This window comes from Streptomyces sp. NPDC001493 (assembly GCF_053597235.1).
On sequence record NZ_JBSFHV010000003.1, the window covers coordinates 367,083 to 391,627 of the forward strand.

At 71.6% G+C, this 24,545-nt stretch carries 20 protein-coding genes; 16 read left to right on the forward strand and 4 right to left on the reverse strand.

The genetic code is table 11. The features are described from left to right. Positions 1-34 precede the first annotated feature (34 nt). From ACWCWD_RS07130 to ACWCWD_RS07195, 14 genes are all read left to right on the forward strand, one after another. Complete coding sequence (locus tag ACWCWD_RS07130; protein ID WP_450770801.1) at positions 35-994, forward strand: 5-dehydro-4-deoxyglucarate dehydratase; 960 nt, start codon at positions 35-37, stop codon at positions 992-994. Then, on the forward strand, positions 991-2,193 hold the full coding sequence (locus ACWCWD_RS07135) for a hypothetical protein (protein ID WP_450770803.1): 1,203 nt from the start codon (positions 991-993) through the stop codon (positions 2,191-2,193). Before ACWCWD_RS07130 ends, ACWCWD_RS07135 begins: the two co-directional genes overlap by 4 nt. A gap of 546 nt (positions 2,194-2,739) precedes the next feature. Next, a complete protein-coding gene (locus tag ACWCWD_RS07140; RefSeq protein ID WP_450770804.1) occupies positions 2,740-3,417 on the forward strand; it encodes a GntR family transcriptional regulator in 678 nt (225 codons plus the stop codon). A gap of 26 nt (positions 3,418-3,443) precedes the next feature. Continuing rightward, positions 3,444-4,346, forward strand: a complete 903-nt coding sequence (locus tag ACWCWD_RS07145) for a dihydrodipicolinate synthase family protein (RefSeq protein WP_450770805.1) — start codon at positions 3,444-3,446, stop codon at positions 4,344-4,346. Next, positions 4,343-6,070, forward strand: a complete 1,728-nt coding sequence (araD, locus tag ACWCWD_RS07150; protein ID WP_450770807.1) for an L-arabinonate dehydratase — start codon at positions 4,343-4,345, stop codon at positions 6,068-6,070. Before ACWCWD_RS07145 ends, araD begins: the two co-directional genes overlap by 4 nt. Before the next feature lie 130 nt (positions 6,071-6,200). Beyond that, on the forward strand, positions 6,201-7,130 hold the full coding sequence (locus ACWCWD_RS07155) for a carbohydrate ABC transporter permease (protein WP_450770809.1): 930 nt from the start codon (positions 6,201-6,203) through the stop codon (positions 7,128-7,130). Next, positions 7,127-8,035 carry a carbohydrate ABC transporter permease gene (locus tag ACWCWD_RS07160; protein WP_450770810.1) on the forward strand — a complete coding sequence of 303 codons (909 nt, stop codon included), beginning with the start codon at positions 7,127-7,129 and terminating at the stop codon, positions 8,033-8,035. The genes ACWCWD_RS07155 and ACWCWD_RS07160 overlap by 4 nt, the downstream gene beginning before the upstream one ends. Before the next feature lie 6 nt (positions 8,036-8,041). After that, positions 8,042-9,202, forward strand: coding sequence for a Gfo/Idh/MocA family protein (locus ACWCWD_RS07165; RefSeq protein ID WP_450770812.1), 1,161 nt, complete (start codon positions 8,042-8,044; stop codon positions 9,200-9,202). After that, a complete protein-coding gene (locus ACWCWD_RS07170; protein ID WP_450770814.1) occupies positions 9,199-10,026 on the forward strand; it encodes a DUF6807 domain-containing protein in 828 nt (275 codons plus the stop codon). Before ACWCWD_RS07165 ends, ACWCWD_RS07170 begins: the two co-directional genes overlap by 4 nt. Continuing rightward, positions 10,023-11,573 (forward strand): family 43 glycosylhydrolase, encoded by a 1,551-nt coding sequence (locus ACWCWD_RS07175; RefSeq protein ID WP_450770815.1) that lies wholly within the window; start codon positions 10,023-10,025, stop codon positions 11,571-11,573. The genes ACWCWD_RS07170 and ACWCWD_RS07175 overlap by 4 nt, the downstream gene beginning before the upstream one ends. 345 nt (positions 11,574-11,918) lie before the next feature. Further along, positions 11,919-13,931: a pectinesterase family protein gene (locus ACWCWD_RS07180; RefSeq protein WP_450770817.1), complete on the forward strand. Its 2,013-nt coding sequence runs from the start codon at positions 11,919-11,921 to the stop codon at positions 13,929-13,931. Positions 13,932-13,993: 62 nt separating this feature from the next. Beyond that, positions 13,994-15,328 (forward strand): ABC transporter substrate-binding protein, encoded by a 1,335-nt coding sequence (locus tag ACWCWD_RS07185; RefSeq protein WP_450770818.1) that lies wholly within the window; start codon positions 13,994-13,996, stop codon positions 15,326-15,328. A 139-nt stretch (positions 15,329-15,467) separates the two neighbouring features. Continuing rightward, positions 15,468-16,292: a rhamnogalacturonan acetylesterase gene (locus ACWCWD_RS07190; RefSeq protein WP_450770820.1), complete on the forward strand. Its 825-nt coding sequence runs from the start codon at positions 15,468-15,470 to the stop codon at positions 16,290-16,292. 107 nt (positions 16,293-16,399) lie between these two features. Further along, positions 16,400-17,725 carry a pectate lyase family protein gene (locus ACWCWD_RS07195; protein WP_450770822.1) on the forward strand — a complete coding sequence of 442 codons (1,326 nt, stop codon included), beginning with the start codon at positions 16,400-16,402 and terminating at the stop codon, positions 17,723-17,725. Between the two features lie 136 nt (positions 17,726-17,861). Here ACWCWD_RS07195 and ACWCWD_RS07200 read toward each other — a convergent pair whose 3' ends face one another. Both ACWCWD_RS07200 and ACWCWD_RS07205 read right to left on the reverse strand, forming a co-directional pair. Further along, positions 17,862-18,572 carry a hypothetical protein gene (locus ACWCWD_RS07200; protein WP_450770824.1) on the reverse strand — a complete coding sequence of 237 codons (711 nt, stop codon included), beginning with the start codon at positions 18,570-18,572 and terminating at the stop codon, positions 17,862-17,864. Further along, positions 18,572-19,147, reverse strand: a complete 576-nt coding sequence (locus tag ACWCWD_RS07205) for a SigE family RNA polymerase sigma factor (RefSeq protein ID WP_450770825.1) — start codon at positions 19,145-19,147, stop codon at positions 18,572-18,574. The genes ACWCWD_RS07200 and ACWCWD_RS07205 overlap by 1 nt, the downstream gene beginning before the upstream one ends. 234 nt (positions 19,148-19,381) lie before the next feature. On the opposite strand from ACWCWD_RS07205, the gene ACWCWD_RS07210 reads away from it, so the two are divergent. Together ACWCWD_RS07210 and ACWCWD_RS07215 are read left to right on the forward strand one after the other, a co-directional pair. Beyond that, positions 19,382-20,869 carry an NCS2 family permease gene (locus tag ACWCWD_RS07210; RefSeq protein WP_450770827.1) on the forward strand — a complete coding sequence of 496 codons (1,488 nt, stop codon included), beginning with the start codon at positions 19,382-19,384 and terminating at the stop codon, positions 20,867-20,869. Positions 20,870-21,073: 204 nt separating this feature from the next. Further along, positions 21,074-21,904 (forward strand): glycoside hydrolase domain-containing protein, encoded by an 831-nt coding sequence (locus ACWCWD_RS07215; protein WP_450770829.1) that lies wholly within the window; start codon positions 21,074-21,076, stop codon positions 21,902-21,904. Between the two features lie 79 nt (positions 21,905-21,983). Here ACWCWD_RS07215 and ACWCWD_RS07220 read toward each other — a convergent pair whose 3' ends face one another. Then, positions 21,984-23,435 carry a peptidoglycan D,D-transpeptidase FtsI family protein gene (locus ACWCWD_RS07220; protein WP_450770831.1) on the reverse strand — a complete coding sequence of 484 codons (1,452 nt, stop codon included), beginning with the start codon at positions 23,433-23,435 and terminating at the stop codon, positions 21,984-21,986. Between the two features lie 208 nt (positions 23,436-23,643). Next, positions 23,644-24,414 (reverse strand): IclR family transcriptional regulator, encoded by a 771-nt coding sequence (locus ACWCWD_RS07225; RefSeq protein ID WP_358761354.1) that lies wholly within the window; start codon positions 24,412-24,414, stop codon positions 23,644-23,646. Positions 24,415-24,545 lie beyond the last annotated feature (131 nt).

The window sequence follows — 24,545 nt, forward strand, 5'->3', positions numbered from 1 at the left end:
TTGTGTACGCCCGGAACTCGCTCAGGGAGCGCCCGTGACCTCAGCCCCCCTCGCCGCCCGGCTCACCGCAGTCGCCGGGCCGCTCTTCTTCCCCGTCACCGCGTACGGCCCGGACGGGGACGTGGACCTCGCCGCGTTCCGCCGTCACGTCCGGGCGGGCATCGACGCCGGTGCGGCGGCGGTCTTCGCCTGCTGCGGCACCGGTGAGTTCCACGCGCTGACCCCCGCCGAGTTCGGGCGGGTCGTCGCCGCGGCCGTCGAGGAGACCGCCGGACAGGTCCCCGTCGTCGCCGGGGCCGGCTACGGCACCGCGCTGGCGGTGGAGTACGCCAGGATCGCCGAGGCGGCCGGCGCGGACGGGCTCCTCGCCATGCCCCCGTACCTCGTCGTCGCCGACCAGCGGGGACTGCTCGCGCACTACACCGCGCTCGCCGCCGCGACCAGCCTGGAGACGATCGTCTACCAGCGCGACAACGCCGTCTTCACCCCCGAGACCGTCGTCGCCCTGGCCCGCACGCCCGGCATCATCGGCCTCAAGGACGGGATCGGCGACCTGGACCTGATGCAGCGCATCGTCAGCGCCGTCCGCACCGCGCTGCCCGGCGGCGACTTCCTGTACTTCAACGGGCTGCCCACCGCCGAACTCACCGGGCTCGCCTACCGGGGCATCGGGGTCACGCTCTACTCCTCCGCCGTCTTCGCCTTCGCCCCCGACATCGCGCTCGCCTTCTACCGCGCGCTCGAATCGGGCGACGACGCCTTCGCCGACGCCCTGCTGGACCGGTTCTACCGGCCGCTGGTCGAACTGCGCGCCAAGGGGCGCGGCTACGCCGTCTCCCTGGTCAAGGCCGCCGTACGGCTCCAGGGACTCGACGTCGGCGAGGTGCGCACCCCGCTCACCGAGCCGCCCGCCGCGCACGTCAAGGAGCTCGCCCAGATCATCGACGACGGCCGGGCCCTGCTGGCGGAGCGCGCCGTGGGAGGCGGCGCGTGAAGACCTCGGCGTTCCTCTACCCCTGGGACGTCGTCGGCGACCCGGACGCCGCCGGCCGTATCGCGGACCTCGGCGTCCAGCAGGTGACCCTCGCCTCGGCGTACCACTCCACCCGGGCGCTCACCCCGCGTCACCCCGCGACCCGGATCGTCACCGCCTCGTACGCGGCGGTGCTCTACCCGCCGGACGAGAAGCGGTGGGCGGGGCGGGAGTTGGCGCCCAGAAGGCAGAAGTGGACTCCCGGCGAGGACCCTTGGGCGGCGGCGGCCGAGACGCTCTCCGACGCCGGTCTCCAGGTGCACAGTTGGGTCGTCCTCGCGCACAACTCCCGCCTCGGCGAGGAGTTCCCGGAGACGTCCGTGGTCAACGCCTACGGGGACCGCTATCCGTGGGCCCCGTGCATCGCCCGGCCCGAGGTCCGCGCCCTCCTCGTCGACCTGGCCGCCGAGGCGGCCACCCGCCCCGGCGCGCGCGGCACCGAGCTGGAGTCGTGCGGCTGGTACGGCTTCGCGCACCTGCACGCCCACGACAAGGTCCAGGGGGTGACGCTCGGTGAGGCGGCCCAGTACCTGATGTCGCTCTGCTTCTGCGCGGAGTGCGCCGCCGGGTACGCCCGGCACGGGCTCGACCCGGAGGGACTGCGCACCGCCGTCCGCCGCGCGCTGGAACCGGTGTGGACGGGAACCGAACCCGCCGCCGGCTGGGCGGGAGTGGCGGATCTGCTCGGCGACGAGACCGCGGCGGCCACCCTCGGATGGCGCCGCGAGGTCGCCCACGGCCTCCAGGAGGCCGCCGTCGCCGCCGTACGGGAGACCGCGGCCGGGGCGGTGGCCGGACCAGGTGCCGGGGAGGGCTTCCAGGTCCTGCTGCACGCGGACCCGGCGTTCCACCGGACCGGCGCCAACGTCGGCGTCGACCCCGCGCACATCCTCTCCGTCGCCGACGGCGTGGTGCTGCCGTGCACCGGGGGCGACGCCGCCCGCGAGGCGGTCCTCGGGCCCTTCGCGGACCACCGGGGCGTGCTCGCCGCCAACTTCGGCGTGGTCTCCGGCATGGGCGGCAGCCCCGCCACGCTGGAGCGCGACGCCGCCCACGCCGCGTCCCTGGGCGCCACCGAACTCCGGCTCTACCACGCCGGACTGGCCTCCGACTCCGACCTCGCGGCCGTCTCCGGCGCGCTGGGACGTATCGCCGGGTGAGCCGGACGGGCCGGACGGGCCGGACGACGGCCCGCACGTGCCGGACTGGATGACGCCCGTCGGGGCATGAGACGGCCCGTACCGGATTCCGGTACGGGCCGCACCGGCTGCCCCGACACGACGACCGGCGGGAGACCTGACCTCCCGCCGGTCGTCGGCATGCCCGCGGCGAGGAGCGCGCGGCCCGTACGCCCTCACTGCAGGCGGCCGTTGAGCACGGCCGGACCGGCGGCCCCACCGCCCGCCTCATCGCCCCTCCCGGGCCCGCCCCGCGCCCCCTCCCGCGCCCCTCCCGCGCCCCCTCTAGCGCCCGCCCCGCGCCTGCCCCCGCGCCCCCCGCCCGCGCCCGCTCCGACCTGCGCCCCGGCGTCCCGTGGATCACGTCCCGGTCAACGTCCCTGCCCGCCGCGCCGCATGGCGCTCGGAAAGTCGAGCGAACTTCTTCTGTCCGAAGCGTTGACGAAACATCTCGCCCGCTTTAGCTTCATCGCGTCGTACTTCGTACGTCATATATGAGACGCGATACGCGAGATGCGAGAGCCCTTCATGACTTTTGCGCCCACCCCGATCCCGTCCAGGACGCAGTTCGTGCTGGAGGCGATCAAGCACGCGATCCTGACGGGCCGGCTCCAGCCGGGGCAGGCACTCGTGGAGACCGAACTCGCCGCGCGGTTCGGGGTGTCGAAGACGCCGGTACGCGAGGCGCTGAAGACGCTCGCCGGCACCGGCCTGGTGGTCATGAGCCAGTACAAGGGCGCCACCGTCCGGCTCGTGGACGCCGAGATGGCACGCGAGGTCTACGACGTACGGCTGCTGCTCGAACCGGAGGCGCTGCGCCGCACGATCGCCTGCGGAGCCTCCCTCGACGCGGCCCAAGACGCCCTGGAACGAGCCGACTCGGCGCCCGACAAGGCCGAACGCTCGCTGGCCAACCGGGACTTCCACCGCGCCCTGTACCTGCCGTGCGGCAACCCGCTGCTGGGCCGGATGCTCGACGAGGTCCGCGACCAGGCGGCGCTCGTCTCCACCGTGGCGTGGACCAGCAACCCGTCCTGGGAGCACGAGGCGGCCGAGCACCGGGAGATCCTGCGGCTCGCGCTCGGCGCGGACGCCCCGGGCGCGGCGGCCGCTCTCCACGAACACATCGCGTCGTTCGTGCGCCGCGCCTTCCCCGACGGCTCGGCCGGCACCGCCGCCGACGCCATCGAGGGCGGCCAGGCGTGAACCACATCGACGAAAGGCCAGTTGGCATGGACCTCATCCCGCTCAAGGCGGCCCTCGCCGACGTCGTGGCGATCCCCGTGACCCCGTTCGCGGAGGACGGGACGATCGACGAGGACACCCACCGGGCGCTGCTGCGGCGGCTCCTCGACGGCGGCGTCCGCATCGTCACGCCCAACGGCAACACCGGGGAGTTCTACGCGCTCACCCCGAAGGAGCGGCGGGCCGTCACCGAGCTGACCATCGACGAGGTGAGAGGCCGGGCCACCGTCCTGGTGGGGGTCGGGCACGACGTGCCCACCGCAGTCGCCGCCGCCGAGCACGCCCGGGACGCGGGCGCCGAACTGGTCATGGTGCACCAGCCGGTCCACCCGTACGTCTCCCAGGACGGCTGGGTCGACTACCACCGCGCGATCGCCGAGGCGGTCCCGGAGCTCGGTGTCGTCCCGTACATCCGCAACCCGCTGCTCCACGGCGAGCGGCTCGCCGAACTCGCCGACCACTGCCCCAACGTGATCGGCGTCAAGTACGCCGTCCCGGACGCCGCCCGCTTCGGCGCCTTCGCCCGGGACGCGGGACTGGACCGGTTCGTGTGGATCGCCGGCCTCGCCGAGCTGTACGCCCCCTCGTACTTCGCGACCGGCGCCACCGGCTTCACCTCCGGCCTCGTCAACGTCGCCCCCGAGGTCTCGCTCGGCATGCTGGAGGCGCTGCGGGCCGGTGACTACGCCGCCGCGATGAAGGTCTGGGAGCGCATCCGCCGCTTCGAGGAACTGCGCGCCGACCGGCAGTCCGCCAACAACGTCACCGTGGTCAAGGAGGCGCTCGCGGTCCTCGGCCTCTGCCGCCGCGACGTCCGCGCCCCCAGCCGGGTCCTGCCCGAGGCGCAGCGCGCCGAGGTCGCCGACCAGATCGCCGGGTGGTCCGTGTGAACACCCGCATCGCTCCCGAAGAGCTCCGCAGCCACCAGTGGTACGGCACCGACGGACTCCGGTCGTTCAGCCACAAGGCGCGTACCCGGCAGCTGGGTTACCTCCCCGAGGAGCACCTCGGCAAGCCGGTGATCGCGATTCTCAACACCTGGTCCGACATCAACCCCTGCCACGTCCACCTCCGCGACCGGGCGCAGGCCGTCAAGCGCGGGGTGTGGCAGGCGGGCGGCTTCCCGCTCGAATTCCCCGTCTCCACGCTGTCGGAGACGTTCCAGAAGCCGACCCCGATGCTCTACCGCAACATGCTCGCCATGGAGACCGAGGAGCTGCTGCGCTCCTACCCGGTCGACGGGGCCGTGCTGATGGGCGGCTGCGACAAGTCGACCCCCGCGCTGCTGATGGGCGCCGCCTCCGTCGACCTGCCGACCGTCTTCGTACCGGCCGGACCGATGCTGCCGGGCCACTGGCGCAACGAGGTCCTGGGCTCCGGCACCGACATGTGGAAGTACTGGGACGACAAGCGGGCCGGCATCATCGGCGACTGCGAGATGGCCGAACTGGAGAACGGGCTCGCCCGCTCCCCGGGCCACTGCATGACGATGGGCACCGCGTCCACCCTGACGGCCGCCGCCGAGGCGCTGGGCGTCACCGTCCCGGGCGCCTCCTCGATCCCGGCCGTCGACTCCGGCCACGACCGGATGGCCGCGCAGTCCGGCCTCCGTATCGTCGAACTGGTGTGGCAGCAGCGAACGTTGTCGCAGATACTCACCCCGGAGGCGTACGAGGACGCCGTCGCCACGGTCCTCGCGCTCGGCGGCTCCACCAACGCCGTCATCCACCTCATCGCGATGGCCGGTCGCTCCGGCATCAAGCTCTCCCTCGACGACTTCGACCGCATCGCCCGCACCGTGCCGGTGCTCGCCAACCTCCGCCCCGGCGGCAAGTACCTCATGGAGGACTTCCACTTCGCGGGCGGGCTCCCCGGCTTCCTCTCCCGGCTCACCGACGTCCTCCACCTGGACCGGCCCACCGTCACCCACGACACCCTGCGCGAACAGCTCGACGGGGCCCTCGTGCACGACGACGACGTCATCCGGGACCGCGAGAAGCCGCTCGCCGACGAGGGCGGGGTCGCGGTGCTCCGCGGCAACCTCTGCCCGGACGGCGCGGTCATCAAGCACATCGCGGCCGAGCAGCACCTGCTCCAGCACACCGGCCCCGCCGTCGTTTTCGACGACTACCGGGAGATGCAGCGCACCATCAACGACCCGGCCCTCGCCATCACCCCGGACCACGTGCTGGTGCTCCGCAACGCCGGCCCCAAGGGCGGCCCCGGGATGCCCGAGTACGGCATGCTGCCGATCCCGGACTACCTGCTGAAGCAGGGCGTGCGCGACATGGTGCGGATCTCCGACGCCCGGATGAGCGGCACGAGTTACGGGGCGTGCGTGCTGCACGTCGCGCCCGAGTCGTTCGTCGGCGGCCCGCTCGCCCTCGTCCGCACCGGCGACCTCATCACCCTGGACGTGGCGGCCCGCCGCCTCAGCCTCGACATCGACGACGAGGAACTGGAGCGGCGCCGCGCCGCCTGGACCCCGCCGCCCGCCCGGTACGGCCGCGGTTACGGCGCGCTCTACCAGGACCAGATCACCCAGGCCGACACCGGCTGCGACTTCGCCTTCCTGGCCCGCGAGGGCGACGTACCCGACCCGTACGCCGGCTGACACCGGCTCCGCAGCATCCCGGCGCACCCCCCTCCTTCCGAGAAGCCCTCCGGGGCCTCGCACGGCAAGGAGAAAGCGCTTGCAGCAGGACCGCACCACGACCGGAAACACGAGAGAACGGAGAGGTGTCATGGCACAAGCTGCCGCCGTGGCCAAACCGCCCAAGGTGCCCAGGCGCCGTTCGGCGAACCCCCGCAAGCTGCCCTATCTGCTGATCGCGCCCGCCGGTCTGCTGATGGTGGGGTTCATCGCCTATCCGGTCATCAGCGTCTTCTACTACAGCCTGCAGAACTACAACGTCACCAAGCCGTGGCGGAACGGCTTCGCGGGACTGGACAACTACACCAAGATCTTCACCGACGACGACCAGTTCTGGACGACCCTCGGCTTCAGCGCCCAGTGGGTCGTCACCCAGGTCAGCCTCCAGCTCGTGCTGGGACTCGCCCTGGCGCTCATCGTCAACCAGTCCTTCATCGGCCGCGGCATCTCCCGCGCGATGGTCTTCTCGCCCTGGGCCGTCTCCGGCGTACTGACCAGCACCATCTGGATCCTGCTCTACAACTCCTCGACAGGGTTCAGCCGTTACCTCGCGGACGCCGGAATCGGCGACTACGGCACCTCGGTCCTCTCCGACACCGGGACCGTCTTCTGGGCCGCCACCGTCTCCGAACTCTGGCGCGGAGTCCCCTTTTTCGCCATCCTCATCCTCGCCGACCTCCAGTCCGTCTCCAAGGAGCTCTACGAGGCGGCCTCGGTGGACGGCGCCGGAAGGTTCCGGCAGTTCTTCCACATCACCCTGCCGCACCTGCGGGACGCGATCGTCCTCTCCACACTGCTCCGCGCGGTCTGGGAGTTCAACAACGTGGACCTGCTGTACACCCTCACGGGCGGCGGACCGGCGGGCGTGACCACCACGCTCCCGCTCTACGTCGCCAACACCGGCATCGACGGACACGACTTCGGCTACGCGTCCGCGCTGACCACCGTCGCCTTCGTCATCCTGCTCTTCTGCTCGATCGTCTATCTGCGCCTGAGCAAGTTCGGAGGCGACCACAAATGACTGCCGCACTCGCCGAGAAGACCGGCACCGCCCCGCCTCCGGCCGTCGACGTGCCGCCCCCGGCCGGCAACCGCCGCCGCGGCCGCGAGCGCGGGTACGACGACGTCCCGCGCTGGCAGATCTACGTGCCCCTCGGCATCTATCTGCTCTTCACGCTCATCCCGTTCTACTGGATGCTCCTTTTCGCCGTCCGCCCCGCGGGCTCCACCTCGCTGGTGCCCTGGCCGATGACCGGCGAGCACTTCGAGAAGGTCTGGACGGAACGCAGCTTCGCCGTCTTCTTCCAGAACAGCATGATCGTCGGCATCGCCACCCTGATCGCCACCACCCTCGTCGCCCTGGCCGGCGGATACGCCCTGGCCCGCTTCGACTTCAAGATCAAGGGCGCCTTCATGCTGGCGCTGCTCTGCTCGCAGTTCATCCCGGGCGCGCTGATGCTCGTACCGCTCTTCGAGATCTTCAAGAACCTCCAGATGATCAACTCGCTGGGCAGCGTGGTCATCGCGGAGACCGTCTTCCAGCTCCCCCTGTCGATCATCCTCATCAGCGGGTTCATCAAGAACGTGCCCGTCACGCTGGAGGAGGCCGCCTGGGTGGACGGATGCTCGCGCTTCCGCGCCTTCTGTGCCGTCGTCCTCCCGCTGCTGCGGCCCGGGCTGATCGCGGTCGGCTCCTTCGCCTTCGTGCACAGCTGGAACCACTTCCTGTTCGCCCTGATGTTCCTCAGCGAGCAGGACAAGCAGACGATCCCGGTCGGCCTGAACACCCTCATCGGCGCGGACAGCGTCGACCTGGGCGCGCTGGCCGCGGGCGGAGTCATCGCCGCGGTCCCCGTGGTGATCGTCTTCGCCTTCATCCAGAAATGGCTGATCACCGGCTTCAGCGCCGGTGCGGTGAAGGGCTGACCCGCGATGACCACCCCCCTCCCCATCGTCCTCGCCGGCGCCCGGGGCCACGGCCGCTGGCACCTCGCCAACATCGAACGCCTCCAGCGCCAGGGCACCGTCCGGCTCGCCGGGATCTGCGAACTCACCCCCCTGACCGAGACCGAACTCGGACCGTTCGCCGGTCAGCACGTCCAGCAGTCCGCCGACTTCGGGGCGCTGCTCGACACCACCGGCGCCCGCGCGGCCGTCGTCTGCACGCCGATCCCGACCCATACGGACCTCGCCCTGACCGCCGCGCGGCGCGGCGTCCACCTCCTCCTGGAGAAGCCCCCGGCGGCCACCTTCGCCGACTTCACCCGGATGAGCGACGGCGTACGGGAGGCGGGCACCGCCTGCCAGATCGGCTTCCAGTCCTTCGGCTCGCACGCCGTGCCCGCCATCCGCGAACTCGTCGCGGACGGCGCCATCGGGTCGCTCCGGGGAATCGGCGCGGCCGGCGCCTGGGTGCGCGAGGAGGCCTACTACCGGCGCGCGCCCTGGGCCGGGCGCCGCCGGCTCGGCGGCGCCGACGTGGTCGACGGGGTCCTCACCAACCCGCTCGCCCACGCCGTCGCCACCTCCCTCGAACTCGCGGACCGGGGCACCGCGGCCGACGTCGCCGACATCGAGACCGAGCTCTTCCGGGCCCACGACATCGAGGCCGACGACACCAGCAGCCTCCGCGTCACCACCGCCGACGGCCTGACCGTCACGGTCTGCGTCACGCTCTGCGCCGAACGCGCCGCCGAACCGTACGTCGTCGTCCACGGCGACCGGGGCCGGATCACCTTCTGGTACAAGCAGGACCGGGTCCTCCTCCAGCGCGCCGGACACGGCCCCGAGGAGACCGTGCACGGCCGCACCGACCTGCTGGAGAACCTCGCCGCCCACCTCACCGACGGCACCCCCCTCCTGGTCCCCCCGCACCGCACCGGCGCCTTCATGCGCGTGGTCGAGGCGGTACGCACCGGAGCCGAGCCCACCGCACTGCCCGCCGACGCCTGGTACAGCGAACCCGCCACCCAGGGCCCCCGGCGCGTGGTCAAGGGCATCGACGCCGTGGTCGACGCGGGCGCCGACTCCCTCTCCCTCTTCTCCGAACTCGGCGTCCCCTGGGCCCGCTCCCGCGAGGTGAGCGCCTCGTGACCACGCTCCGCCTCAGCTGCGCGGGCCGCCCCGTGGGCCGCTACGGCCACCGCCCCGACACCCACGACGGCCGCCCCTACCTGCACCCCGTCACCACCCTCGGGGGCACCCCCGTCACCGAGGAGCGCCCCGCCGACCACCTGCACCACCTCGGCGCCTCGGTCGCCGTGCCCGACGTCGCCGGGTACAACTTCTGGGGCGGGCGCACCTTCGTCCGCGACCAGGGCCCCACCGTGCTCGACAACCACGGGGTGCAGCGGCACCTCGGGTGGAAGCTCCGCGACCCGGACGGCTTCGTGGAGGAGCTCGGCTGGGAGGCCGGCGGCACCGAACTGCTGCGTGAGCACCGCACGGTGGCCGTCGTCCCGCTGACGGACACCGCCTGGGCGCTGGACTTCTCCTTCTCCCTCACCAACCGGAGCCGTACCGCCCTGTCCATCGGCAGTCCCGCCACCAACGGCCGCCCCGGCGCCGGGTACGGCGGCTTCTTCTGGCGGGCACCCAAGGAGGACCGGGCACCCGAGGTGTTCAGCGCCACCCGCGAGGGCGAGGCGGCGGTGCACGGCGCCCGGGCCGACTGGCTCGCCCTCGCCGGCGAGGGCTGGACCCTCGTCTTCGCCGGGGCGACCGGGGACACCCGGCGCGACCCGTGGTTCGTCCGCACCGAGGAGTACCCGGGCGTCGGCTCCTCCCTCGCGGCCGAGGACCGGCTGCCGGTGGAGCCCGGCGCGACCGTCGTCCGCCGGATCGTCACCGTCGTCGCGGACGGGAAGCTCGGCCGCGACGAGGCCGCGGCCCTCGTCCGCAAGGTGGTGACCGCGTGAGCCCGAGACCCTGGACCGCCGACCTCGGCGACGGCACCTACCGCAACCCGGTGCTCGACGCCGACTGGTCCGACCCGGACCTGGTGCGCGTCGGCGACGACTACTACCTCACCGCGTCCAGCTTCGGCCGCGCCCCCGGACTCCCGCTGCTGCACTCCCGGGACCTGGTCAACTGGTCCCTGATCGGGCACGCCCTCGACACCCTGGAACCGGCCGCCGACTTCGCGGTCCCGCGCCACGACCGGGGCGTCTGGGCGCCCTCGATCCGCCACCACGCGGGCCGGTTCTGGATCTTCTGGGGCGACCCCGACCACGGCATCCAGCAGATCAACGCCGAGGACGTACGCGGCCCCTGGAGCGCGCCGCACCTGGTGAAGGCGGGCAAGGGCCTGATCGACGCCTGCCCGCTCTGGGACGAGGAGACCGGCGAGGCCTACCTCGTGCACGCCTGGGCCAAGTCCCGCTCAGGGATCAAGAACCGGCTCACCGGCCACCGCATGAGCGCCGACGGCCGTGAACTCCTCGACGAGGGAACGACGTTGATCGACGGGGACCTGATCCCCGGCTGGTTCACCCTGGAGGGACCCAAGGTCTACCGGCACGAGGGAGAGTTCTGGATCCTCGCCCCGGCCGGCGGAGTGACCACGGGCTGGCAGGGCGCGTTCCGGTCGAAGGACTTCTTCGGCCCGTACGAGGAACGCGTCGTCCTGGCCCAGGGCCGCACCTCCGTCAACGGCCCCCACCAGGGCGGCTGGGTCCGCACCCCGGCGGGCGAGGACTGGTTCCTGCACTTCCAGGAGCGGGGCGCGTACGGCAGGGTGGTCCACCTCCAGCCGATGCGCTGGGACGGTGAGGGCTGGCCGGTCCTCGGCGACGAGGGCGAACCCGTCCTCAGGCACGCCAAGCCGATCGCCCCCGAACAGCCGGTGGAGGCGCCGGCGTTCGCCGACGGCTTCCCCGGCGGCCGGTACGGCAGGCAGTGGCAGTGGACCGCCAACCCGCGGGCCGGCTGGACCGTCGAGCACGCCGGGGACGGGCTGCGCCTCGCCTGCGTCCGCACCCCGAACGCCCACGACCTGCGGACCCTGCCGAACGTACTCGTCCAGCGGCTGCCCGCCGAGGAGTTCACCGTGGAGGTGGAACTCGCCCTCGGCAGCGACGTACCCGGAGCCAAGGCCGGACTCGCCGTACTGGGCGACGCGTTCAGCTGGATCGGCCTCGAACGGGGCGAGGACGGCGGGGTGTCGTTCGTGCACCGGTACGCGGAGAGCGTCGCCGAACACGAACGGGACGCCGCACCGGGCCGCCCCGCACCCGGGGGGCGGGTCCGGCTCAGCGTCGAGGTGAGCGCCGGAGCCCGCTGCCGCTTCCACGCCGACACCGGGGACGGCTTCCGCCCCTCCGGCCAGGTCTTCGCCGCCGAACCGTGGCGCTGGGTCGGCGCCCTGCTCGGCCTCTTCGCCACCGCCCCCGCCGGTACGGGCCCCGCGGGCACCGCCGAGTTCACCGCCTTCGGCGTCCCCGCACCCGGCCCCGCCCCGCGTTAGGCCCCGCACCACCGTCGTACCCGCGCCACCGTCGTACCCGCGCCACCGCCGTACCCGCACCACCGCCGTACCCGCACCACCCGAGGAACCCGCGCCACCGCCCGTACGCGCACCGTCGCACGTACGGGCACCACCGCACACCGGTCGCCCCGCACCACCGCACGTCACGCACCTTCGCACCGGCACCTCGCACGTCACGCACTGCCGCACGTCACGCACTGCCGCACCGCCGCACGTCACGCACTGCCGCACTGCCGCACGTCCCGCACGGCCACACCCGCACCGCCCGCACGGCACGCCGCACCGCAGCACGGACACATCTGCACCGCACGTATGGGAGCCGCAATGACGCACCTCCGTACCTCGCGCACCCGGGGAAGCACGCTCGCCGCGGTGCTCGCCCTGGCCGGGTCCTTCCTCCTGCCCGCGAGCCCGGCAGCCGCGGCGGCCCCGGCATCCGCACCGGCCGGCGCGGGCCCCTCCGCCCGGCACGGCGCCTGGTCCGACACCCCGCACGGGTTCGCCTCCCTGGCCGGCGGGACCACCGGAGGGGCGGGCGGCCCGGTCGTCACCGTCACCACCCACGCCGACCTGGCGAAGTACGCCGGGGCGGAGGGGCCCTGGACCATCCGGGTCGCCGGCTCGCTGGCCGTCGAACCCTTCGGCCACGACATCGACGTGGCCTCGGACAAGACCATCGTCGGCGTCGGGGACACGGCCGAGATCGTCCACGGCGAACTCCACCTGAACCCCGGCACCCACAACGTGATCATCCGCAACCTCACCATCCGCGACTCGTACATCGAGGGCGACTGGGACGGGAAGACCACGGACTTCGACGCCATCCAGATGGACACCGCCGACCACGTGTGGATCGACCACAACCGTTTCACGCACATGGGCGACGGGCTGCTCGACATCCGCAAGGACAGCCGGTACATCACCGTCTCGTACAACCAGTTCGCCGACCACAACAAAGCGTTCGGGATCGGCTGGACGACGAACGTCACCACCGAGATCACCATCGACCACAACTGGTTCACCGGTACCAAGCAGCGCAACCCCTCGGCCGACAACTGCGCCTACGCCCACCTCTACAACAACTACGTCTCCGCGCAGGTCGCGGACGGCGACCCGGTGTGGACGTACGGCAACTGGGCGCGCGGCGCCACGAAGATGGTCATCGAGAACAGCTACTACCGGGACGTCCAGCACCCGTACCAGGCCGACGCCACCGCCCAGCTCGTCCAGCGCGGCTCGATCCTGAGGAACACCACGGGCCGCACCGACGCCTGGGGCGCGGCCTTCGACCCGCACGCCTTCTACCCGTACCGGCTGGACCGCGCCGCCGACGTGCCGGGGATCGTCACCCGCGACTCCGGCCCGCAGCAGGACATCGGCACCGACACCGTGCTGCGGGTCCCCGCCGACTACCCCACCGTGCAGGCGGCCGTCGACGCCGTGCCGCAGGGCAACGACGGCCGGATCACCGTGCGCCTGGCGCCCGGCACCTACCGGGAGCACGTCCGCGTCGGCAAGAACCAGCCGTACGTCTCCCTCGTCGGCACCGGCAGGAGCCGCTCCGACACCCTGATCGTCTTCGACACCCCGCAGGGCGAACTCAAGCCGGACGGCACCACCCAGGGATCCACCGGCAGCGCCACCGTCCTGGTGGAGGGCCACGACTTCACGGCCGAGAACCTCACCTTCTCCAACGACTTCGACGAGGCCGCCGTGGAGATCAGCGGCGAGCAGGCGCTCGCCGTGAAGACCACCGGCGACCGCCTGACCTTCGAGAACACCGCGTTCCTCGGCAACCAGGACACCCTGATGACCGACACCCCGGCGCTCACCCAGAAGGCCCGCGTCTACCTCACCGGCGCGTACGTCGAGGGCGACGTCGACTTCCTCTACGGCCGCGCCACCACCGTCGTCGAGAAGTCCGTGATCAAGGCGCTCAGCCGGGGATCGGACACCAACAACGGCTACATCACGGCCGCTTCGACCTGGAAGGAGAACCCGTACGGCATCCTGATCACCCGCAGCCGGGTCATCAGCGACGCCCCCGCGGGCACCTTCCACCTCGGCCGCCCCTGGCACCCGAGCGGCAACCCGGACGCGATCGGCCAGGTGCTGATCCGCGAGACCTCGCTGCCCGCCGCCGTCAAGGCGAGCCCCTGGTCCGACATGAGCGGCTTCCCCTGGCGGGAAGCCCGGTTCAGCGAGTACCGGACCCACGGTCCCGGCGCCGCCACCACCACGGACCGCCCCCAGATGTCCCCGGCCGACGCCGCGCTCCACGAGGTGGACGACTACCTCGCGGGCGACGACGGCTGGGCACCGCACCGCCGGCGCTGACGCCCCCCACCTGCACGGCGTACACGGCACACCCGTACCCACCCACAGAGAAGAGCCGAACCATGACCATGTTCAAGAAGTACCGGGGGCGCGCCGCGGCAGCGGTCTCGCTGACCGCGATGCTCGCCCTGACGGCCACCGCCTGCGGCGACGACGGCAGCAGCTCCGGCACCGAGGGCAGCGGCAAGGGCGAGATCACCTTCTGGGACAACAACGGCGGTCCGCGCACCGCCATCTGGACCGAGATCATCAAGGATTTCGAGAAGGAGAACCCGGACATCAAGGTGAAGTACGTCCCGATCCCGATCGCCGACGTGCAGTCCAAGTACGACACCGCGATCGCCGGCGGCGGCCTGCCGGACGTGGGCGGCGTGGGCACCGCCTATCTCGCCAACATCGTCTCCCAGGAGGCGCTGGAGCCGGTCCAGGACCGGATCGAGAAGTCCTCGCTGAAGGGCAAGCTCGTCGAGGGCATGGTCGCGAGCGTCAAGGACGCCGGTGGCCGGGGCGACGACATGTACTCCGTACCGACCTCCGCGAACAACGGAACGCTCTGGTACAGAACCGACCTGTTCAAGGCCGCGGGCCTGGAAGCCCCCTCCACCTGGGCGCAGTTCTACGAGGCGGCCGACAAGCTGACCGACTCCAAGAACAACAAGTTCGGCTACACCATCAGAGGCGGGGCGGGCTCCATCGCCCAGGCCCTGGACGCGGCCTACGGCCAGTCCGGCATCACGGACTTCTGGAACGGCGACACGACGACGGTCAACGACCCGAAGAACGTCGCGGCGCTGGAGAAGTACGTCGGCCTGTTCAAGAAGGCGACGCCGTCCGCGGACGTCAACAACGACTTCACCAAGATGGTCGCGCAGTGGGACACCGGCACCATCGGGATGCTCAGCCACAACCTCGGCTCCTACCAGGACCACGTGAAGGCGCTCGGCAACGACAAGTTCGCCGGCATCCCCAACCCGATCGGTGACAGCGGCACCCGCGTCCAGGTCTCCAACCCGGTCGACGGGCTCGGCCTCTTCCGCAGCAGCAAGAACAAGACCGCCGCCTGGAAGTTCATCGAGTTCGCCGCCTCGCACGCCTCCAACAGCAAGTGGAACGAGTCGGCCGGCGCCATCCCCGCCAACACCGAGGCCGCGCAGGACCCGTGGATCACCGCGTCCGAGCCGACCGCGCTCGCCGCGAAGGCCCTCACCGACGGCTCCACCAAGATCGTGAACCTGCCCTACTACCTGCCCGACTGGAACAACATCAGCAAGGCCGACAACGAGCCGGAGTTCCAGAAGCTGCTGCTCGGCAAGGTCTCCGCGAAGGACTTCCTGGACAAGCTCGCCAAGGAGCTGAACGCGGCCCAGAAGGAGTGGAAGGAACTGGGCAACGGCTGATCCACGCCCGCCCGTCCGCACCCCGCCACCCCCGCATGCCGGGGCCGGCGGCGGCCCGGGACCACCCACCGCCGCCGGCTCCCTCCACCCCGTCCCGTCCCTCTCGTTCCCTCCCCCCGTCCAGTGAGGCAGGTACACCGTGTCACTCACCCGCAGACGGACCGCGGCCGCACTGGCCGCCCTGCCGCTGGCCCTCGCCGCCACACCGGCGACGGCGAAGAGCACCGGACGGCGTCCCCGCCTCCGTACCCTGCACATCGCCGGCGACTCGACGGCGGCCCAGAAGTACGCGGACGCGGCGCCCGAGACCGGCTGGGGCATGGCCCTGCCGTTCTTCCTCGGCCCCGGCCTGCGGGTCGCCAACCACGCCATGAACGGCCGCAGTTCGAAGAGCTTCATCGACGAGGGGCTCCTCGCCGCCCTGCTCGGGGACGTCCGCGCCGGTGACTTCCTGCTCATCCAGTTCGGGCACAACGACGAGAAGACCACCGACCCGCTGCGCGGCACCGACCCCTGGACCACCTACCAGGACCATCTGCGGACGTACGTCACCGCTGCCCGCGCACGCCACGCCCGGCCCGTCCTGCTCACCCCGGTCGAGCGCCGCCGCTTCGCCGAGGACGGCACCGCCAAGCCGAGCCACGGCGAGTACCCGGCCGCCATGCGGGCCCTGGCCGCCGAGGAACGCGTCCCGCTGATCGACGCCCAGGCGCTCACCCTGGCCCGCTGGCAGCAGCTGGGTCCGGACGCCACCCAGGAGTACTTCGACTGGCAGGCGCCCGGGGAGTCCCCCAACTACCCGGACGGGGTGCAGGACAACACGCACTTCCAGCCGCGCGGCGCCATCGACGTGGCCCGGATCACCGCCCGCGCCCTTCTGGACGCCCGCGTGCTCGGGCCCGGCGAGGTGCGCGGGCTCGGGGCCCCGGTCCCCACCGAGTGGATCACCTGGCCGCAGCCATGACCCCCGATCTCCGCCCCACCGGACAACGGCACCACCTCCCGCACCGCCCGTCCCCCCACTCCCTCGCACACCCCACCCCCATCCGTCGCAACGAACGAAGGAATCCCATGCCCGCACGCATGCGTCACATCCGTGCCATCACCGTGGTGATGGGCTGCGCCTCCCTCGCCCTCGCCGTGTCGCTGCCCGCCCAGGCCGCCTCCCGGCCGCACGCGAACCCGATCGAGCGCGCCGTGCTGCCCGCCCACGACGGCTGGGCAGCCGCGGACGGCTCGACCACCGGCGGTTCGGCGGCCACCCGCGACCACGTCTACACGGTGACCAACCGCGCGGAGCTGATCGCGGCGTTCGAGGACGCCGGTGACGCGCCCAAGATCGTCAAGATCGCGGGGACCGTCCACGGCAACTCCGACGTGAACGGCACCCCCATCGGCTGCGAGGACTACTACACCGGCGGCTACACCCTGGAGAAGTACCTCGCCGCCTACGACCCGGCGGTCTGGGGCACCGACGCCGTGCCCAGCGGCCCGCTGGAGGACGCCCGCGCCGCCTCCGCCGCCCTCCAGGCGGCGGCCGTCAACGTCCAGGTCCCCTCGAACACCACCCTGATCGGTGTCGGCGACGACGCCACCGTCATCGGGGCCAGCCTGCAGATCAAGGACGTCTCCAACGTCATCGTCCGCAACCTGACCTTCGAGGACACCTACGACTGCTTCCCGCAGTGGGACCCGACCGACACCGAGACCGGGGCCTGGAACTCCGAGTACGACAACCTCGTCGTCACCGGCTCCTCCCACGTCTGGGTCGACCACAACACCTTCAGCGACGGCGACCGCCCCGACTCGGCCCAGCCGCACTACTTCGGCACGGTCTACCAGCAGCACGACGGGCTCTTCGACATCGTGCGCGGCGCCGACCTGGTCACCGTCTCGTGGAACGTCCTCAAGGACCACGACAAGACGATGCTCATCGGCAACAGCGACAGTGCGGGCGCCACCGACCGGGGCAAGCTCCGGGTGACCCTGCACCACAACCTCTTCCAGAACCTCAAGGAGCGGGCCCCGCGCGTCCGCTTCGGCCAGGTCGACTCGTACAACAACCACTTCGTGTCCACGGCGGGCAGCCCGTACGGCTACTCCTACGGCATCGGCATCGAGTCCCAGCTCGTCGCCGAGCACAACGCGTTCACGCTCTCCGCGGACCACGACCCGGCGCTCATCCTGAAGAAGTGGAAGGAGTCCCCGCTGACGGCCGGCGACAACTACGTCAACGGGAAGAAGACCGACCTGATCGCCGTCCACAACGCGGGCGTCCCCGCCGAGCAGCTCGCCTCGGGCGCCGGCTGGACCCCCGTCCTGCGGACCAAGGTCGACTCGCCGCGCGCCGTTCCCGCGCTCGTGGACCGCGAGGCCGGAGCCGGCGGCCACTGCTGACCCCGTCCGCCCGGGGCCGCCGCCCGACGGCCGGCCCGGGCGGACCTCCACCGGCGGGAGAGCGTGCGGACTGTGCGGGTCCGCGCCCTCTCCCGCGCCGGTCTTCGAGCCCGGTCCGTCCTCGGGCCGGGTCCGCTCAGCCGGTGGGCGAGAACACCCCGCCGCTCGCCGACACACCGGTGTCGAAGGTGCTGTGCACGGTGAAGTCGTCGCGGCTCGCGTCGCGTTCGCCCTCCGCGTGGTTGTACTGCCCCGCGAAGGTGAGGGTCGTCGCCGGGGCGGTACGGCCCGGCCGCAGCGTCCATCGGAACACGAGGAAGCCGCCCTCCTCGCCCGTGGAGACCGTGTAGTCCTCCTTGTGGCCGGACGTCCACGCGTCCGTCTTGGCCACCCCTCCGGTCTGCGCGACCCGCAGCTCCACCGTGAGGGAGGTGAGCGGCCGGGACGCGGTCACCAGCACGTCGCTCTGCGCCCAGAACGCGTTCGACCCGGGGTCCACCATGCCCCGGGAGGACACCGGCCCGTTCGCCGCCGGGAGCTGGGCGCCGCGCTCCCCGGAGGGGGCGGGCGCCGTCCCCGTACGGCTCGGGGCGGCCGCCACCGGCTGCCCGGAACCGCCGTCGCGGACCGTCCACGCGACGGCGAGCGGGACCGCCACGAGCACCCCGCAGACCGCCGCCGTCGCCGCCGCGATCCGCAGCCTCGGCATCGGCGCGCGCGGCGGGCGGGCGACGCGTCCGGACGGCGGGTCCTGCATCCCGCGCTCGACCCGCGCCCACATCCGCTCGCGGTCCGGGCGGTGCTCCAGCGCCGCACCGCGCAGACGCTCCCGCAGATCCTCGTCCATCAATGCCTTCCTCCGCCGGGCTGCCCCGCCACGGCCACCCGTGCCGGAGCCGGACCCGCCTCGGGGCCGAGCAGCCGCTGCAACTCCGCCAGGCCCCGGGAGGTCTGGCTCTTGACCGTACCGACCGATATCCCGAGGACCAACGACGTGTCCCGCTCGGACAGGTCGAACGCGTGCCGCAGCACGACGCAGGCGCGCTTCCTGAACGGCAGCTTACGCAGGGCCTCTTGGACGTCGACCACGGTGGTCACGTCGGGATCCTCCACGGCGAACCCGTCGCCGGCCCCGGAGCGCGGAGCCCAGAACAGTGCGATCCTGCGACGCTCGCGGACCGCGCCCCGGATCCGGGTGCGCGCCAGGTTGGCGACGACCCCGCGCGCGTACGCGACGGGATGATCGGCCTCCCTCATCCGGTCCCAGCGGTGCCAGAGGGCCATCAGAGCGTCGGCGGCCAGATCATCGGCCGCATCCGCCTCACCTGTCAACAGATGTGCGAGACGGGCCAGTTCGGCGTAGTGCGCCTCGAAGAACTGATGGAACTCGGCGGCAGCGGCAGCGTCGACCACAGTGCCCACGGGTACCTCTCCCTGCTCTCGAATCCCTGTACGCGAACCGCGGTGGCTGTGTACGTTCCCTCAGCGGCACCCAGGGGTGCGAGCGGTGCGAGAGCGTACCAGCGCACCTCGGAAGCGCCGTGAAGCGGGTGTCACTCCAAGTAAGGCGTAACACGGCGAAAACCTGAACCCCCTTTCCACGGGGGAGCATTCAGTCACTCAACCCCGCAGACCTCTCACACCCCGAGGAGCGCCATGCCGGACACGCCGGAAGCACCACAGGCACCAGCGGCACCCGACGTACCCGCAGCAACCGCACCACTTGGGACCGCTGCCCCGAAGAACGCGCTGGACCGCTACTTCGCGATCACCGCCCGCGGATCGAGCCTCGCCCGCGAGATACGCGGCGGCTTCGCGACCTTCTTCACGATGGCGTACATCCTGGTCCTCAACCCGATCATCCTCGGCTCGGCCGAGGACAAGTTCGGCGCCCACCTCTCCGCGCCCCAACTCGTCACCGTCACCGCGCTGGTGGCCGCCGTGATGACCGCGATCATGGGGCTCGGCGGCAACCTCCCGCTCGCCATCGCCGCGGGCCTCGGCCTCAACGCGGTCGTCGCGTTCCAGATCGCCCCGCTGATGAGCTGGCCCGACGCGATGGGACTCGTCGTCCTCGAAGGGCTCATCATCTGCGTCCTGGTCGTCACCGGGCTGCGCGAGGCCGTGATGCGCGCGATCCCGCCCGCCCTCAAGCAGGCCATCAGCGTCGGCATCGGGCTCTTCATCGCGTTCATCGGCTTCGTCGACGCCGGGTTCGTCACCCGCATCCCCGGCGAGACCGGCTCGACGCCCGTACAGCTCGGCTCGGTCGGCCACCTCACCGGCTGGCCGGTGCTGGTCTTCTGCGTCGGCGTGCTGCTCACCGTCGCGCTGATGGCCCGCAAGGTGAAGGGCGCCATCCTCATCAGCATCGTCGTCAGCACCGTGCTGGCCGTCGTGGTCAACTCGATCGCCGACATCGCGCCGACCGCCTGGGGCCTGACCGTCCCCGAGGTTCCCGAGGACCTCGTCGCCGCCCCCGACTTCGGGCTCGTCGGCTCCTTCAGCCTCTTCGGCGCCTTCCAGCAGGTCGGCGTGGTCACCATCGTCCTGCTGATCTTCACCCTGATCCTCAGCGACTTCTTCGACACCATGGGCACGGTCGTCGGCGTCTCCCAGGAGGCCGGGCTGCTCGACGAGAAGGGCGACGTCCCGAACATCGGCCGCGTCCTCCTCATCGACGGAGCGGCCGCCGCCGTGGGCGGAGCCGCTTCGGCCTCCTCCAACACCGCCTACATCGAGTCGGCTGCGGGCGTCGGCGAGGGCGCCCGCACCGGCTTCGCCTCGCTGGTCACCGGCGCCCTCTTCGCCGTCGCGCTCTTCCTGACCCCGCTGGCCACCGTCGTCCCGGCCCAGGCCGCGGCCCCGGCGCTCATCGCGGTCGGCTTCCTGCTGATGGCGCAGGTCCGGCACATCGAGTGGGAGAGCTACGAGATCGCCATTCCGGCGTTCCTGACGATCGCCGTCATGCCGTTCACCTACTCCATCACCAACGGCATCGGCGCGGGCTTCCTCGCCTACGTCGTCATCAAGGCGGCCCTCGGCAAGGCGCGGGAGGTCCACTGGCTGCTCTGGGCCACCTCGGCGCTGTTCGTCGTGTACTTCGCGATCGACCCGATCGAGCAGCTGCTCGGCGTGAAGTAGGTCCCTGACGCACAGTCGGCCGCCCGGCGGCGGGCGCCCACGGTCAAGGGCGGACCCGCCGCCGGTCATGCCGGTGAAGTCGGATATCGTGCCACCCGCTCCGAACGCCCGTCCACGGGCACCGCCCTCCGTGCTCCTGCCGCGCTCCGGTCGCGCCGGGCACGGACTCGCGGCCGGAGGCACGAATCCGAATGGGGTGGGGGATTGTCCAAGCACCGTTTGTCCAAGAAGGGCCGCTACATCGCCTGGGGGGCGGCGGCCACCGTCGCCGTCGTGGGATCCGGGGTCGTCGCCCAGACCTCGATGGCGGCCACCACCTGGCCCGCGCAGAAGACCTTCACGGGCCAGGCCTTCGACACCTGCACCGCGCCGTCGCTCGCCGCGATGAAGGCGTGGAAGGCCGACAAGTTCTACGGCGGCGCCGCCGTCTACATCGGGGGCAAGAACCGGGGCTGCGCCCAGCCCAACCTGACCTCGTCCTGGGTCAAGTCGGTCAACACCGCGGGCTGGAAGCTCATCCCGCTCTACGTGGGCGCCCAGCCGCCGTGCCAGACCAGCTCGAACCCGGAGAAGCTGACCGCTTCCACGGCCGCCTCCCTCGGCGTCAAGGACGGCAACGACGCGGTCGCCAAGGCCGCGGCGCTCGGCATGAAGGCCGGCAGCCCGATCTACCTGGACATGGAGCCGTACACGATCACGGACAAGGCGTGCAACGACGCCGTCCTGACCTACGTGCGCTCGTTCACCAAGACCCTGCGCGCCAAGACCTACCGGGGCGGGTTCTACGGCTTCAGCAGCTCCAGCGCCAAGGCGATCGCCACGGCGACCAACAAGACCGACCTGCCGGGCAACCTCTGGTACGCGCTCTGGGACGGCAAGTCCACCACCACGACCGACTGGCCGTGGGCCAAGACGCTCTTCACCGACCACAGCCGGGCCCACCAGTACAAGGTCAACAGCAAGGAGACGCGCGGGGGTTACACCCTGACCGTCGACCGCGACGCCTGGGACGCCCCGGTCGCCATCGTCGGCTGACGCGCGATCCGCGCGATCCGCTCGACCCGCTCCGTACGGAGAACGGGCCGGCCCCCGTACAAGGGGGGCCGGCCCGTTCTCATCCCGCGAGCGCCGCCTTCATCATCTTCTGCGCGACCGGCGCCGCCAGGCCGTTGCCGCTGACCTCGGAGCGGGCCGCCCCCGAGTCCTCCACGACCACGGCGACCGCCACCTCCTTGCCGGAGGCGTCGTCCTTGGCGTACGCGGTGAACCAGGCGTACGGGGTGTTCCCGTTGTCCACGCCGTTCTGGGCCGTACCCGTCTTGCCGCCCACCTCGGCGCCGTCGATCCGCGCGTTGGTGCCCGTACCGTCCTCGACCACCGTCACCATCGCACTGCGCAACTGGGCGGCGGTCCGCTCCGACACCACGCGCTCGGTGTCGCCGTCCGCGTACTCCTGGAGCGGCGAGCCCTTGGCGTCGGTCACCGAGGAGACCATGTGCGGGGCGGCCAGCTCACCGCCGTTGGCGAGCGCCGCGGAGACCATCGCCATCTGCATCGGGGTGGCCGTCACCTCGAACTGGCCGATGCCGGTGAGCGCGGTCTGCGCGCTGTCCATCTTCTCCGGGTACACGCTCGTCGAGGCGCGCACCGGCACGTCGAGCTTCTCCACATCGAACCCGAACTTCTCCGCCATCGCCCGCAGCTTCTCCTGGCCGAGGTCGGCCGCCACCTTGGCGAAGACGTTGTTGCAGGAGTACTGGAGCGCGGTGCGCAGGGTGGCGTTCTCGCAGGGCGCGGAGGCGCTCTCGTTCCGCAGGACGGTCGTGGTGCCGGGCAGGGTGTAGGGGTCGGGGCTTTCGGTGGCCTGGTCCACGGAGTCGTACAGGCCGTTCTCCAGCGCGGCCGACGCCACCACCAGCTTGAACGTCGAACCCGGCGCCAGCGGCTGCCGCAGCGCGCGGTTGACCAGCGACTTGTCGGGGTCGTCCAGCAGCTTCTGCCAGGCGTCCTGGTCCGTCGTTCCGCTGATCGTCGACGGGTCGTACGACGGGGTGGAGACCATGCCGAGGATCCGGCCGGTCTCCGGGTCCATCGCCACCGCCGCGCCCTTGTCGTCGCCGAGCGCCTCGTACGCGGCCTTCTGCACGTCCGGGTCGATCGTCGTCAGTACGTCGCCCGGCTTGGCCTGCTCGCCGGTGATCACGTCGGCGGGGTCCTTCAGCCGGTCGTCCGTTCCGTCGAGCACCGAACTGTAGATGCCCTCCAGCTGGGTGGCGCCGTACGCCTGCGAGCTGTAGCCGGTGACGGCGGCATAGAGCGCGCCGTCCTCGTAGGTGCGCCTGTACGCGAGATCTCCGCTCTCCGTCCTCCGCGATCCGGTGACCGGGGAACCGGCCACGATGATGTCACCGAGCGGCTGCGCGTACTGCGCGATGGTGTTCCGCCGGTTGTTGTCGTTCTCCGCGAGTGCCTTCGCGTCGTACACCTGCACCCAGCTCGCCCGCGCCAGCAGCGCGAGCACCAGGAGCAGGCAGAAGACCGAAGTGCGCCTGATCGTCTTGTTCATCCCGTCGAGGGACGAGCGGGGGAGCGGCGGATGTTCCCGGTTGTGCCGCTTCTCACCGATTTCTCAGGCGGCCCGGCCGGCGTTTCGAGGGGATTCGTCCCGTCGGCGGGTGGGGCACGAAACGGCGGGTGGGGACCGAAGCGGCGGGTGGGGACCGAAGCGGCCGGTGCGGTCAGGGACGGCGGTGCGGTCGGAGGCGGCGGTGCGGTCAGAGGCGGCGGGTCGCCAGCGTCAGCCGGTCGCGGGCGTCGAAGAGGGCGTCCTTCACCGTCTGCTCGTGGGCGGGGGTGAGCCGGGCGACCGGCACCGAGCAGCTGATGGCGTCGCGCGAGGGCGTCCGGTACGGGATCGCCACACCGAAGCAGCGCAGCCCCAGCGTGTTCTCCTCGCGGTCCACCGCGTACCCCTGCTCGCGGATGGTGTGCAGCTCCTCGATGAGCCGCTCGCGGTCGGTCAGGGTGTGCTCGGTCAGCGCCGGGAGCGTCTCCGGGAGCATCTTGCGCACCTGCTCGTCGCTGTAGGTGGCGAGCAGCGCCTTGCCCAGCGAGGTCGAGTGGGCGGGCAGCCGGCGGCCGACGCGGGTGAAGGGGCGCAGGTAGTGCTGGGACTGCCTGGTCGCGAGGTAGACCACGTTGGTACCGTCGAGACGGGCCAGGTGGATGGTCTCCGTGGTGTCGTCGGAGAGCCGGTCGAGGGTGGGGCGGGCCGCGGCCACCACCTCGTCGCCGTCGATGTAGGAGGTGCCGACCAGCAGGGCGCGCACCCCGATGCCGTACCGGGTGCCGGTGGCGTCGGTCTCCACCCAGCCGAGCTCGACGAGGGTGCGCAGCAGCATGTAGAGACTGGACTTGGGGTAGCCCACCGCCTCCTGCACGGCGGCGAGGGAGTGCATCCCGGGGCGCCCCGCGAAGTATTCGAGGAGCTCCACCGTCCGTACCGCGGACTTGACCTGCGCCCCACCAGACTCGGCAGCCGACATCGCCCTCGCCCCTTCCAAACTACGTCGAAATCCCGTGACTTCGCTGTGACTTCTTGCCTGTGACTTCTTGCCAACGCGGAACGCCCGGAAATAGAGTTCCAGGACATTCACGATGAGGAACGCTGTTCAGA